The 12,926-nt window shown below is 56.7% G+C and carries 13 protein-coding genes; 10 read left to right on the top strand and 3 right to left on the bottom strand.

Translation table 11 applies throughout. The features are described 5' to 3' along the window. Window positions 1-222 precede the first annotated feature (222 nt). Entirely contained in the window at window positions 223-699 is a 477-nt protein-coding gene (locus tag ACNKH6_RS05185; RefSeq protein WP_417914480.1) for a protein-tyrosine phosphatase family protein, read from the bottom strand. 192 nt (window positions 700-891) lie between these two features. Here ACNKH6_RS05185 and ACNKH6_RS05180 point away from each other — a divergent pair, with 192 nt between their 5' ends. Next, window positions 892-1,134 (top strand): hypothetical protein, encoded by a 243-nt coding sequence (locus ACNKH6_RS05180; RefSeq protein WP_417914479.1) that lies wholly within the window; start codon window positions 892-894, stop codon window positions 1,132-1,134. Beyond that, window positions 1,127-1,528: a type II toxin-antitoxin system VapC family toxin gene (locus ACNKH6_RS05175; RefSeq protein ID WP_417914478.1), complete on the top strand. Its 402-nt coding sequence runs from the start codon at window positions 1,127-1,129 to the stop codon at window positions 1,526-1,528. The genes ACNKH6_RS05180 and ACNKH6_RS05175 overlap by 8 nt, the downstream gene beginning before the upstream one ends. 21 nt (window positions 1,529-1,549) lie before the next feature. Here ACNKH6_RS05175 and pepN read toward each other — a convergent pair whose 3' ends face one another. Continuing rightward, window positions 1,550-4,171, bottom strand: coding sequence for an aminopeptidase N (gene pepN, locus ACNKH6_RS05170; RefSeq protein ID WP_417914477.1), 2,622 nt, complete (start codon window positions 4,169-4,171; stop codon window positions 1,550-1,552). Between the two features lie 203 nt (window positions 4,172-4,374). Between pepN and ACNKH6_RS05165 the strand changes: the two genes are divergently transcribed. Next, entirely contained in the window at window positions 4,375-5,325 is a 951-nt protein-coding gene (locus ACNKH6_RS05165) for a hypothetical protein (protein WP_417914476.1), read from the top strand. On the opposite strand, the gene ACNKH6_RS05160 is transcribed toward ACNKH6_RS05165, so the two are convergent. Further along, window positions 5,326-6,600 carry a hypothetical protein gene (locus ACNKH6_RS05160; RefSeq protein WP_417914475.1) on the bottom strand — a complete coding sequence of 425 codons (1,275 nt, stop codon included), beginning with the start codon at window positions 6,598-6,600 and terminating at the stop codon, window positions 5,326-5,328. 111 nt (window positions 6,601-6,711) lie between these two features. On the opposite strand from ACNKH6_RS05160, the gene ACNKH6_RS05155 reads away from it, so the two are divergent. The 7 genes from ACNKH6_RS05155 to yedE all read left to right on the top strand — a co-directional run bounded on the left by ACNKH6_RS05155 (window position 6,712) and on the right by yedE (window position 12,914). Then, entirely contained in the window at window positions 6,712-8,085 is a 1,374-nt protein-coding gene (locus ACNKH6_RS05155) for an SLC13 family permease (protein WP_417914474.1), read from the top strand. A gap of 153 nt (window positions 8,086-8,238) precedes the next feature. Next, window positions 8,239-8,817: a hypothetical protein gene (locus tag ACNKH6_RS05150; protein ID WP_417914473.1), complete on the top strand. Its 579-nt coding sequence runs from the start codon at window positions 8,239-8,241 to the stop codon at window positions 8,815-8,817. Between the two features lie 10 nt (window positions 8,818-8,827). Then, window positions 8,828-9,322: a tetratricopeptide repeat protein gene (locus ACNKH6_RS05145; RefSeq protein WP_417914472.1), complete on the top strand. Its 495-nt coding sequence runs from the start codon at window positions 8,828-8,830 to the stop codon at window positions 9,320-9,322. Window positions 9,323-9,351: 29 nt separating this feature from the next. Further along, the gene (locus ACNKH6_RS05140) at window positions 9,352-10,275 is read left to right on the top strand and encodes a phosphate/phosphite/phosphonate ABC transporter substrate-binding protein (RefSeq protein ID WP_417914471.1); all 924 of its coding nucleotides are present in this window, start codon (window positions 9,352-9,354) and stop codon (window positions 10,273-10,275) included. 11 nt (window positions 10,276-10,286) lie between these two features. Further along, window positions 10,287-11,249: a right-handed parallel beta-helix repeat-containing protein gene (locus ACNKH6_RS05135; protein ID WP_417914470.1), complete on the top strand. Its 963-nt coding sequence runs from the start codon at window positions 10,287-10,289 to the stop codon at window positions 11,247-11,249. Between the two features lie 15 nt (window positions 11,250-11,264). Next, on the top strand, window positions 11,265-11,816 hold the full coding sequence (locus tag ACNKH6_RS05130; protein ID WP_417914469.1) for a hypothetical protein: 552 nt from the start codon (window positions 11,265-11,267) through the stop codon (window positions 11,814-11,816). After that, complete coding sequence (yedE, locus tag ACNKH6_RS05125) at window positions 11,817-12,914, top strand: YedE family putative selenium transporter (protein WP_417914468.1); 1,098 nt, start codon at window positions 11,817-11,819, stop codon at window positions 12,912-12,914. It abuts the gene before it with no gap. The last annotated feature ends 12 nt before the right edge of the window (window positions 12,915-12,926 follow it).

Here is a 12,926-nt window from a genome sequence, read left to right as displayed (position 1 = left end):
TTTCAAGTTCCATGTCTTCCTCTGTGTGCGGTTATATTCGTGCTGGACAGCAGAAATATAACACATGCGGGGAAGCATGGATTTTTCAAGATTTATAGGTCACAACTTGGGTTATATATAGGTCTTTGGGACTTACGTAGGTAAGTCTGGCGGACTTATGTGTGTTGGTGGGAAGGGGGAACTCTGTGTTGCACACTACGTGTGATTGCCCGTGTATTTACGCTATATGGACAAAATATCTGGCAATCCCTTTTGATACCACTCAGCGAAGCATGATCTTTTAGGCAATTCTAAAAGATAATTGGCATATATCTTGTTGTAAAGTGCTCCTTGACGTTTTTGCCGGATCAAGGCAACGGCTTCTTCCCCGCTCAGGCCCAGATACGTGAGAATGACACCCATCAGCAAAGCGGAACGATTATGTCCCATTCCGCAATGGGACACGATGTTGTACCCATCTAAGACGAGGTTGGCGCACAAGCGGGCAATCGAATGGAGTCGTTGTAAATTTGGCAAAGTGTCATCCTCGAATGGACAATAGATATACAGAAGTTCGTCGAGGACTTGTGGAACACCTTTATCTAAGGCGTAATCCATATCGCAAACCACGGTTATGTCATGATTTGCGATGATTTGCCAATCATCAATACTAGGTGAAATAAACAGTTGACCATTCTTGTCAATTTGAAATATCTCCATATTGGCCTCCTTTGCCATGTGTCTATTATTGACACTGGATATGACATATTGCCAGATGTTGCAGGGGGCAGTTTATGCCATGCATCCGCCCTTGTCAATAGGAAAACCTTGCCTTTCTCAGCCCTTCACGGTATGAAGGAAAGAAAGGCAGGGCGCGTCCTGCGCATCGCCTGCCGCTGCCAAGGTGCTTGCATGAATGCCATTGAACTGAACGCCGTTGCCCATGACGGCAGAGTGTGCGTCACTATTCCAGATGCGTATCGTCCGGCGTGGGATGAAAAGCCGGTGCGCGTCATCGTGATTATTGATGAGGAGCCAGCATTGCCAAAAGCAAAGGCTTCCCTGCTGACACGTTTGCAGGAGATTAAAATCAGCGGGCCGACCGACTTTGCTGAAAACATTGATGCCTACTTAAACGGCGAGAAGAATGCTTGAGCCGCTGTTTGTTGACACAGGGTACATCATCGCCTTGATCAACGAGAACGACAATCATCACCGGCAGGCATTGAGGCTGGCTGAAAATCACAACGGATGGCCCCTGGTCACAACTGATGCTGTTCTGTTGGAAGCGGGCAATGCTTTGTCACGCATCGCCCGCCGTCAATGCAGCCTGCTGATTCATGCCTTCCAAGAAGCGGAAGAAATGACGTTGGTGCACATGAATCCTGTTCTGTTCAAGCAGGCGGTGAAGCTGTTTGACCGGTATCAGGATAAAACGTGGGGCTTGGTTGACTGTCTGTCGTTTGTGGTGATGCGGGAGATGCAGATCAGCACTGCGCTAACCTTTGATCATCATTTCGCGCAAGCTGGCTTCCGTTGCGCCGCATGAAGGCAGCAGCGGAAGCCCCTCTCAGCTTCCCTGCACGCTCTTGCTCACCACCTCGCTGACATCGCGCGACAAGCCCGGCAAGGAGGCGATGCGCTCCAGCGTCTGCCGCATGAGCTGCTGGCGGGCTGCGTCATACCGCCGCCACTGGGTGAGCGGAGTGAGCATCCGCGCCGCTGTCTGCGGATTCATCGGGTCAAGCTCCTCAATCCGTTCGGCCAGGAAAGCATAGCCGCTGCCGTCCGCCGCGTGAAACTGCTGCTGGTTGGCGCAGAACGTGCCAATCAGCGCACGCACCTTGTTGGGATTCTTGATGCTGAAAGCCGGATGCGTCAGCAGCTCGCGCACCCGCGCCAGCGTGCCCGGCACGATGCAGCCTGCCTGAAGAGCAAGCCATTTGTCCACCACCAGCGGATCGTGCTGCCACTGCTGATAAAACTTGGCCAGCAGGGCATCGCCAGCAGCGCGGTCCGCATTGACCACCGCAGCCAGGGCCGCCGCCGCATCAGTCATATTGTCCGCCTGCGTGTGCTGCTGAACGCCGAGGGCCAGCGCGTTTTGGTCAGCCGTTTCGCCCGGTGCGACCGCGAGCAAATAATGCAGGCAGCAGTTGCGCAGCGAGCGGCGGGCCGCCTCCTTGGCTGTCCAGCTGTACGGCTCCGCGCTGCGCAAACGCTGATACGTTGCCAGCAACAGCGCATGATGCCGCTGACGGAGCTGGCTGCGGAAGCCCTGCCGCACTGCGAAGACCGCTTCCGGGTCAATCACAGCCAGCTGCTGATTGATCCAGCTTTCGGCAGGCAGCACTAAGGCCAGGGCGAGCAGGGCCGGGTCACTTTGCTGGTCTTCAAGCAGGCGGGCGAAGGCTTGGTGAAACAGCTCCGGGAGCACCGCCGCCCTGCCCTGCTGCTGTTCGCTAATGCCGTGCAGCAGACAGCGCAGCCCAAGCTGCTGGCCCGCATCCCAGCGGTTGAAGGGGTCGCTGTCGTTAGCCATGAGAAAGGCCAGCTCCGCATCGCTGACATCTGAATGCACCTTGACCGGCGCGGAGAAATCACGGTTGAAAGACAGCACCGGTTTGGCCGCAATGCCGTTGAAGCGGAACTCCTTGCGCTCTTGATCAAGAATGAGCACCTCGTTGCGCACATCCCTGCCCTCGCTGTCCAACAAACCAACCTTGATCGGCATGAAGAATGGCTGTTTCTCCGGCTGGCCCGGCGTGGCTGGGCAAGACTGGCTGACCGTGAGGATATATTCCTGCGCCGCTGCATCATAGCTTTGCGCAACCGTCAAGGTCGGTGTGCCCGCCTGACTGTACCAGCGGCGGAACTGGCTGCAATCAAAGCTGTTCGCATCCTGCATGGCCTGGACAAAGTCGTCACAGGTCACGGCTTGGCCATCGTGCCGTTGGAAATACAAATCCATGCCCTTGCGGAAGCCTGCCGCGCCCAGCAGGGTGTGCAGCATCCGTATCACTTCCGCGCCTTTATCATAGACCGTGACCGTGTAGAAGTTGTTGATTTCCACATAGGACTCAGGCCGGACTGGGTGCGCGGTGGGGCCGCTGTCCTCGCGGAACTGGATGTTGCGGATGACGTTGGCGTGCTGAATGCGCTGCACCGCCCGCGAACCCATGTCCGCCGAGAACTCCTGATCACGGAACACGGTCAGCCCTTCCTTGAGACTGAGCTGGAACCAGTCGCGGCAGGTGATGCGGTTGCCTGTCCAATTGTGGAAATACTCATGGGCAATCACACCTTCAATGCCTTCATAGTCGCTGTCTGTGGCGGTCTCAGGTTTGGCCAGCACATACTTGGAGTTGAAAACGTTCAGCCCTTTATTTTCCATCGCGCCCATGTTGAAGTCATCCACGGCCACGATCATGTAGATGTCGAGATCGTACTCACGGCCAAAGACTTCCTCGTCCCAACGCATTGCCTTCTTCAGCGACTGCATGGCATGAGCGCACTTGTCATGATTGCGCTCCTCGACATAAATATGCAACGCTACCACCCGGCCAGACATGGTGGTGAAGCTGTCCTCAATGCGGACGAGCTGGCCCGCAACCAGCGCGAAGAGGTAGCTTGGCTTGGGAAAGGGATCGTGCCAGGTTGCATAGTGCCGTCCAGCATCAAGCTGCCCTTGTTTGACCAAGTTGCCATTGGCGAGCAGCACCGGACAGCTTGCCTGCGGGCCGATCACCGTGACCGTGAACACGGCCAGCACATCAGGGCGGTCAGGCCAGCAGGTAATGCGACGGAAGCCCTCGGCCTCGCATTGCGTGCAGTAGTTGCCAGAAGAGAGGTACAGCCCTTCCAGCGCGGTGTTGCTTTCCGGGGCAATCTGGGTGACAAGTTCCAGCTCGAACTGCTCCGGCACCTGAGCAATGCGCAAGATGCCGTCAGCGAAGCTGTATGCGTCAGTCTCCAGCCTGCGTCCGTCCAGCGCGACCGAGAGCAGCTCAAGGTGCTCGCCGTGCAGCTCCAAGGCCGCCTGCGGCTCTTCCGCCAAGGGCTTGCGCTGGAAACGGCTGCGGGCCGTAACTCTAGTCTGTGCCGGGTCAAGCTCGACAGTCAGCTCGACAGAGGCGACAGTGAAGGGATACGGGCGGTAGTCTTTGAGGTGAATCGCGCTGTGCTGAGGCATGGCTTGCTGGGGTTGAATTGACGTTTGAACGAGGCATCTTAGAACGCCTGCGCCGGGATTGCAAGCGGCCAAACCGCTTTTTTCTCGCTGCAAACAAACAAATTGACAAAGAGAATTGCGGCGGCGCAGTTTTTACGTTATTTAAGTAGAGCAAGCCGGGCCGGGGGGCGGCGCGGCATCATTGATGAAAAAAGGAGAGCACCATGACGAGGAGAGAGTCCGCAGCCAGATTGACCATCGGAGCGGCAGCATGTCTTTTGCTGGCCAGCACAGCAGGAGCGCAGCAGTACAATGGACAGCAAGGAGCTGGCGGCTACGAGACGCTCGGCGGCGCACAGCAGGCTGCACCTGCTGCCCAGCAGGTGCCGGGAGGAATGCCTGATGTGAGCGGCATTCAGCAGAAGATGCAAGAGCAGATGATGCAGCAAATGGCCCAGCAAATGCAGGCCGCCTCGCCTGCATCTCAGATGCAGAATGCCGCGCAGCAGGCCGGACCGGCTGCCCAGCAGGTGCCGGGTGGAATGCCTGATGTAACCGGCATTCAGCAGCAAATGCAGCAACAAATGATGCAGCAGATGATGCAGCAGATGCAGGCTGCCTCGCCTGCCGCTCAGATGCAGAACGCTGCACAGCAGGCTGCACCGGCTGCTCAACAGGTGCCGGGTGGAATGCCTGATGTAAGCGGCATTCAGAAGAAAATGCAGGAGCAGATGATGCAGCAGATGATGCCGCAGATGCAGGCCGCCTCGCCTGCCGCTCAAATGCAGAACGCCGCGCAGCAGGCTGCCCCTGCTGTGCAGCAGATGCAAGGCGGAATGCCTGATGTGAGCGGCATCCAGCAGAAGATGCAGGAGCAAATGATGCAGCAGATGGTGCCGCAGATGCAGGCTGCCTCGCCTGCGGCTCAGATGCAGAACGCCGCGCAACAGGCCGCTGCTGCTCCTGCCGCTGCGCCGCAGATGGCAGCACCGGCAGCAGGTTTCCCGGTTGATGCCGCTATTTCTTCCTTGAAGATTGATCCGGCTACGCAGTCGTCCATCAACGACAAGATGATGAAGATCATCGAGCAGACCATGAAAGAGACCCTTGCCAACCCCAATCCGCCGCAGATCAACATTCCGTCTGACGGCGCAGCGGTGCCGCAGCAGCGTTGATCAGCTCCGCCTGCTCTGGAGCTTGTTCCAGAGCAGACTGGCCAGCAGGCCGAGACCAGCCGCCAGCGCAATGCTGCGCAGCTTGTTCGGCCTGTTCGGCTCCAGCGGCGGACGGGGCGGCTCAATCACGCTCACGTAGCCTTCTTTCACCCCAGTTTTCTTCCGTTCCTCCACCTTGGTGAACTGCTGCGCATACAGCTCGCGGCTTTTCTCCACCTCAGCCATCAGGCCGCTGAAAATTTTCTTCTGCTCCTCCTGCCGAAGCAGGGTTGCCGCAAGCTGATTCAGTTCCCGCTGGGCCGCCTCACGTCCCTCTTGCTGTTTGGCATGGGCCAAGCTGGCCGCAACGATCTGATCAGCCAATTTTGCCGCCGCCTCTGCGGGCTGAAGCTGCTGCCGCAGCTGGGCTAACTGCGCTTCGACAGCGGCCAGCAGCGGATTTTCCGGTTCATATTTGCGCAGCAGCTCCTGCCGGTACAGCGTCATTTTCAGAAATTCGTCCCGGCTTGCCGCATCGCTGGAGGGCAGTGCCGCAAACTGCCGCCGCAATTCGGCAAGCTCTCCGGCCAGCACTTCCTCCATCCGCGTTTCCTCTTCCAAAACTGCTTCCAGCCTGCCCCGCTTGATGCCCAGATACTGGGTCTGCCAGTCGTCAATGCCTTGCAGCCGGTCGTTCTGACGGAACATGGCAAGAACATTCTGCGCCTGCTGCATCTGCTTCCGGCGCAGCTCCAGCTCCTCCAAAAGAAGTACCGTCTGCGGGTCATTCAGCTTTTCCAGCTGCTTGGCAAACAGGGCAATTGCAGTGCCGACCGTTTCAGCGGCCAGCTCCGCGTCAGGATGACAGAAGCTGATTTCGATGATCCGGGCGGCTCCCTGCGCCGGGTGGGCGGTGAAATGCGCCTGAAACTGCTTCACCCTTTCCTTGTCATCCTGCTGCGGATACAGCCGTTCCGCGCCGACAGCCGCCAATGTTTTTTCGGTCAGCTCCGCGCTTCGCAGGATATTCAGTTCTGTTTTCAGATCCGCAGCAGGCTGATTTTTTCCCTGCCGGATTAAAATGCTGGAACTGACTTCGTATTCCAAGGGCTGCAGGCAGATGACGGCCGCAGCGGCGAGCAGGAAGACGGAAAGAAAAACTGCAATCATCCCAAATGGATGTTTTTTTACTTCGGCAGATGATGCTGACATGTCGCTCTTGAGGTTGGTGATATTTTTTTGCGGCAGGCCGGGCCGCAGAATGTGTTCATACTCAATCCGCCCGGTTTGACGCAAGCCCTTTTTATCGTGCCGCGTTGCAATTTTCTCCCTTGACCGCAGCGGCATCCGCAGGTAGTAGTATGATGCCTGTCTGCTTCTTGCTCAAACAATTTTTTTTTGTCGCTTATGAGCCAGCCAAATCTGTTCCGCCGTTTCGCCGCGCCTGCGGCCATTGCCGCCGCAGTGCTCCTCCAGCTTGCCCCGGTTCCAGCCTTGGCCAAAGCCGCAGGCATCGCCCTGCTGACGCTCATCTTCTGGGCGACGGCGTTGATTCCTGAGCATCTCACCGCCCTGCTCTTTTTTCTGCTTGCCTTGCTTTTTTCCGCCGCGCCGCCGGATGTGGTTTTTTCCGGCTTCTCCTCCGCAGCGGTCTGGCTGGTTTTCGGCGGTCTGATCGCCGGGGCGGCCATTTCCTCCACCGGCTTGGGCAGCAGGATTGGCCGTCACGCCGCCGCCAAACTGCACGGCAGCTATGTGAAAATTATCAGCGGGGTGGTGGCGGCAGTGGTGCTGTTCAGTTTTCTGATGCCCTCCTCAATGGGCCGGGTTGTTCTGCTGACCCCGATTGCCTTGGCCGTCGCCGATCACTTCGGCTTCAAGGAAGGCTCAAAAGGCCGCACCGGCATCATGCTGGCTGTGATTCTTGGCACCTACATCCCGGCCTTCGGCATTCTGACCGCCAATGTGCCGAACGTGGTGCTGGCGGGCATGGCGGAAACAAAATACAAAATATCCTTCCTTTATGGCTCATATCTGCTGCTGCATTTTCCCGTCCTGACCCTGGCCAAGGCGGTGATCATCGCCGCGCTGATTATTTTTTTCTACGCAGACAAGCCGGTTGAGCGGCTGGAGCAGCAGCACGATCATGCCGGACCGTTGAGCCGCCAAGAAAAAATTCTGTCCGCCACGCTGCTGCTCATGCTCACGCTCTGGGTGACGGATTTTCTTCATCATATTTCTCCAGCATGGATTGCCTTGGGCGGCGCGTTTTTTCTGATGATGCCCGGCGTTGACATCGTCAGCACCACGCAATTCAATCAAAAGCTCAACTGGTCTTCGCTGGTCTTCACCGCTGGCATTTTGGGCTTGGGTGGCATGATCAGCAAAACTGGCCTTGACCGCATTTTTGCCGCCGGACTGCTCAAGCTGCTGCCGCTGGCCCAGCAGCAGGATTTCAGCAATTATCTTGCGGTCAGCTTGGCCTCGGCCTTCACCGGCTTAGTCACCACCCTGCCTGCGGTGCCTGCGGTCTTCACTCCGCTCACTGACAGCCTCGCGCAGGCCACCGGCCTGAAAACAGAGTCGCTGCTGATGATGCAGGCGGTCGGTTTCGCCACGGTACTGCTGCCCTACCAAGGCCCGCCCATTGTGGTAGGTCTCCAATTGGCCGGAGAAAAGCTCTCCAGCGCGGCGAAAATCTGCCTGCCGCTGGCCTTCATCACCATCTTCGTTCTGCTGCCAATCAATTATTTCTGGTGGAAATTGCTGGACTGGCTGTGAACGATATGCTATTTCTTGAGCGATACCCACTGCGCAGCATTGAAAAATGCGACGGAGCGGGAATTGTTTTCGCCGTATATTTCTGGCAACAAACGGATGACACAATATCCATTTGTTTTACCCGATGATTTTCAAAAAAGTGAGGAGAAAAAGATGATCAAAAAAACAGCGGCAATGCTTTCAGGAACTATCCTGCTGACTGCGCTGGCCGCCAACTCCGGGCAGAGCTGCGTTGGCCGGGTGCTCAATCTGACCATTGACGGCTCGCCGGAGCAGAAGGCGGTGGCCCAGCTGATGTCCACTTACATCAACGAGCGCACCGGCACCACAGTCAAGCTGGTGGAAAAACCGCAGAGCACGGACGGCACCTGCGGCACTGATGTCTGCATTCAATATCTCAAACCTGCCTTGGCCAGCATGGGCGGCGAGCAGCCGCAGGACGAGAAGGAAGCCTATACCAAAGGCAAAGAATTTTATCTGGAAAAAAAGAGCATCGTCTGGCTGAAGCCCTTCGCCTTCAAGGGGCCGGTCGCGAACCAAGCTGAAGCCTCCATTGCCGTGCCGGTTTCGCCCCGCGAAGCGCTGGGAAAATTTCCAGTGCTGGACCGGGTGATCAACAAACTGAGCGGCATGGTCAGCGACAGTCTTGTGCAGGAGATGATCCAGAAAAGCCAAGGTGCTGATCCGGCAGCGGCGGCAAAAGAGCTGCTGAAAGCTCAAAAATTGATCTGAGAGAACAATTATGCTGAAAGTTTTTTTAACCCTGCTGCTGCTTGCTGCGTCAGCAGGCAGCGCGGCGGCCCATGGCGACATCTCCAAGCTGCCGGATTCTGTCCAGATTATGCAGTATCAGATGCTGCTGTATATGGATGCCAATGACCTCGCCACCAAAAACAGCTTGGCGATGGCCTATTGCCGCACCGGCAAGCTGACTGAAGCCGCAGCGGAGCTGGACGGCGTGCTGAAAAAGGACGCGAAGAATTTCGATGCGTTGGATGGCATGGGCGTTGTTCTGCTCAAGCAGAAAAAGGCGGAAGAGGCACTGAAACATCTTGAGCAGGCATTGGCCATCAATGACAAGGACGCACTTCTGCACGCCCATCTTTCTGTAGCCTATGAGCAGCTCAAGCAGCCTGAGAAAGCTGCTGCCGCGCTGAAAAAAGCGCAGGAGCTGGCCCCCAGCCCCGAAGGCGCAGCCGCTGTCCAGAAAGAAATCCAGCTTCTCCCCAAATCCTGAATCCACTTCTTTTTCCTTTGCTGACAACGATGAAAAAAATCGCGCAATATGTTCTGGTTGCCGCATCTTTGCTCTCCTTGCAAGCCTGCGGCAGCGGTACAGAAGAAAAAAAGGCGGCAGCAAGCAACGAGCCGCCGCTTCGTTTTTGTTACATGATCTGCGACAGCCGCGAGCTGTCCACCGAGCGTTTCGCGCCATTCACCGCCTATTTGAGCGAAAAGTTGGGCCGCAAGGTGGAGATGGTGCTGAAAAACACCTTTGATGTCGAGACGGCAGCTAAAAACAAAGAGTTTGATTTTTTCCACGTCAACTCAGCGGTCGCGGTGGTGCTGAAGGAACGGCTCAAGGCTGATTTCTTGACCGTGGATGTTCAAGGCCGCAACGGCCATAAGGCCACCGGCACTCTGATCGCCCGCAAATCCAGCGGCATCAAAACGATCGCTGACATCAAGGGCAAAACTATGATTTTTGGCCCGGCCTTAGCTCCCTTCGGCTACATGGCTCAGTATGCGATGCTGCTGGACAACGGCATTGACCCGGAAACCGACCTCGCCCGCTACGACATTCCGCCAGGATCGCTCAAACATGACAAGGTCATGTACGGCGTGGAGTACGGCAAATACGATGTCGGCGCAGCACCGCGCATTGACCTTGACCGCATGGCCAAAAGCGACATCATCAATCTGGATGATTACAACATTATCGCAGAAAGCGAGCCGATGCCGTACTGCACCATCGGCGCATTGGCGCATGTTGATCCGGCATTGAAGGATAAAGTCAAAAATCTGGCCCTGAATCTGAAGAAGGACGAGACTGTTCTGCTCGATGGCGAGGTGCTGAAGGTGTTGAAGCGGATGGGCTTGGACGGCTTCCACCCGGCGGTGGACAGCGAGTACGACATCATCCGCGAGAAGCTGAAACGTTGCAACATGGCCCCCTACGATAAACACTGAGCGAGGATGTGATGAAATACATGCTGTCTTTTGTTGCCGCTGCTGCGGCGATGCTGTTCAACCTCCAGCCTGCAATGAGCGCGGAGACGGTGGTCAGCAAGGGTGTGCTTGACAAAGACACCACTTGGTCCGGCGAAATTCTGATCAAAGGCGATGTTGAGGTGGCGGAAAAAGCAACCCTGACCATCATGCCGGGCACGGTCGTTCGGTTTGTCAAGATTGCGCCGTTCGGGCCGGAAAAGCTGTACTCGGAAAAGGAAAAAGACAATCACTTCCCGGCTGCGGAGTTGTTTGTCCGGGGCAAGATGATTGCCAAGGGCGAGAAGGAGAAGAAAATCACCTTCACCAGCGTGGAAAAAGAGGCCAAGCCCGGTGACTGGGGTGGTCTCAACTTCAACACCAGCGTGGATAACGTGGTTGAAAACTGCGTGATCATGTATGCGGACACCGGTGTTCATGCCCATTCTTCCAAAGTGACGGTGATGAACAACGAGTTCAAGCACAATGGCACCGCCATTGGCAACAAGAACCTGAAGGACAACCCGGTCAAGTGTGCGATTGCAGTGGAGCGCAATTTGATCACCGAGAACGGCGGCGGCGTGATTGTCGGTGACGGCATGAAGGTGCTGCACAACGAGATCAGCAAAAACCAGTTCTTTGGGGTTTATGGCAAAAATCTTGCTGACGGAACAGTGCAGTTCAACACGATCAGCGGCAACGGCAAGGGCGCGATCATGTATGCGGTCAAGGCCATCACCCTGACTGACAACAACATCGTGGACAACAGCGATTACAACCTGTCCATGCTGGAAGGTCAGGCCAATGATCTTGCTTTCCCCAAGAATTGGTGGGGCACTGCGGATGAGCAGCAAATCCGGGCTAAAGTCTTGGACAAGGCCAGCGACCCTGCTCTTGGCAAGGCGGACTTGAGTAATTTTTACACAGCCGCTGTTGCCGGAGCCGGGATTCTCTGATATAGTCTCACCCTCATGAATTTCGCGCAGACATTGACCAGCGATCCGCTGGACGTGCTCACCAAAGCCGCGCTGGCCGTGCTGACAGCAGTCATGCTGTTCATGCTCGTCCAGCAGCGGCTGCGTGCTCCTGCGGACGAGTCTGGCGGCGTGGCAGGCGAGCTGCGCCGGATTGAGCAGCGGCTCGCTCAGGACAAGGCACTGTATCAGGAAGTCGCGGCCTTGGCCGAGCAGCGGCAGCACGATGCGGCGATGGACAAACTCAAGCAGATTCAAGCCGCGCAGCCGAACAATTCCCGCTCGTTTCTCTGGCAGGCCCAGCTCCAGTACGAGAACGGCGACCTTGCCGACGCGCTGGCCAGCTACCGCCAGGCCATTGACCTTGAGCCGGGCTACATAGACCGGAAATCGCCTCTTTTTGTCGGCAAGGACATCAAGAAAAACGTGCTGGAAGCAAAAGATAAATTGCAGCGCGAAGTCACGCTGAAGCCCAATGATCCCGACATCAAAAGGGCGTTGAATGAACTGCTTTACGTCCAGCGGCGGCTGGCTGGCGGATGTGAGTAAATGGCGCGTTTGAAATTTCCTGATCTTGCCGTCATCACCGGCATCGTTCTTGGCGCAGGCGCAGTCATCTTGAGCCTGCTCGGCAATCCAGTCAACTCCGGCATCTGCATTTCCTGCTTTTTGGAAAATTTGGCTGGCTCGCTCCAGATGCACAATGTCGCCCGGATGAGCTACATCAGACCGGAGCTGATCGGCTTTCTCCTCGGCTCCTTCCTGATGGCCAAGAAAATGCGACGCTTTCGGGTGACTGGCGGCTCTTCACCGGTCATCCGTTTCCTGCTCGGCTTTTTCATGATCGTCGGCTGCGGCGTGTTTATCGGCTGCCCGATCAAGATGATTTTGCGCTTGGCCGCTGGCGATTTGACTGCCGTGGCTGCGCTGCTCGGCCTGATGTTCGGCATTTGGCTGGGCAGCCGCTACATCCGCGCCGGTTCGGTGCTTGACCGGGATAAAGAGCTGCCGCAGATCAACGGCTACATCTTGCCCGGCATCGGCCTGCTTCTGCTGATTTTTTCCTTGCTTCAGCCCGGCTTCATTCAGCAGGGCGCAACCGGCCCAGCGGCGCAACATGCGCCCATGTTGCTTTCTTTGGCAGTCGGTCTGCTGATCGGTGCACTGTCGCAGCGTTCCGGTCTCTGCATCACCGGCGGGCTGCGCAACTTCTTTCTTTTTAAAGAAAAAACCCTGCTCATGGGCATCATAGCCGCCTTTGGCTCGGCCCTGCTGCTGTCGCTGTTTGTTGCCCTGCTGCACAAGTTCGGCGCGACTGAACAGACTGGCTTCAGCCTTGGTTTCTCCGAGCAGCCCGGCTCACATCCCAGCAATTTCTGGAGCTTTTTGGCGATGGTGTTGGTCGGCTTGGCAGCGGTGATTGTGGACGGCTGTCCGTTCCGCCAGCTCATCAAGGCGGGCCAAGGTGATGTGGACGCAGGGCTGACCTGCTTCGGAATGCTGACTGGCGCGGCCTTTGTTGTTAGCTGGCAGCTCCGCAGCACCTCGGCTGGCCCGGAATTCAATGGCAAAATTGCCACGTTGGCTGGGTTGATTTTTTGTTTGACGGTGGTGCTGGCATATCGAAGGAAGGCTGCGGCACGGTGAAAGGGGAATGTC

It is taken from the genome of Candidatus Electronema sp. JM (assembly GCF_048287415.1).
In the GTDB taxonomy this organism is placed as follows: Bacteria; Desulfobacterota; Desulfobulbia; order Desulfobulbales; family Desulfobulbaceae; genus Electronema.
The sequence above is the reverse complement of the archived record's forward strand: the minus strand, read 5'-3'. Positions and strand labels throughout refer to the sequence as shown.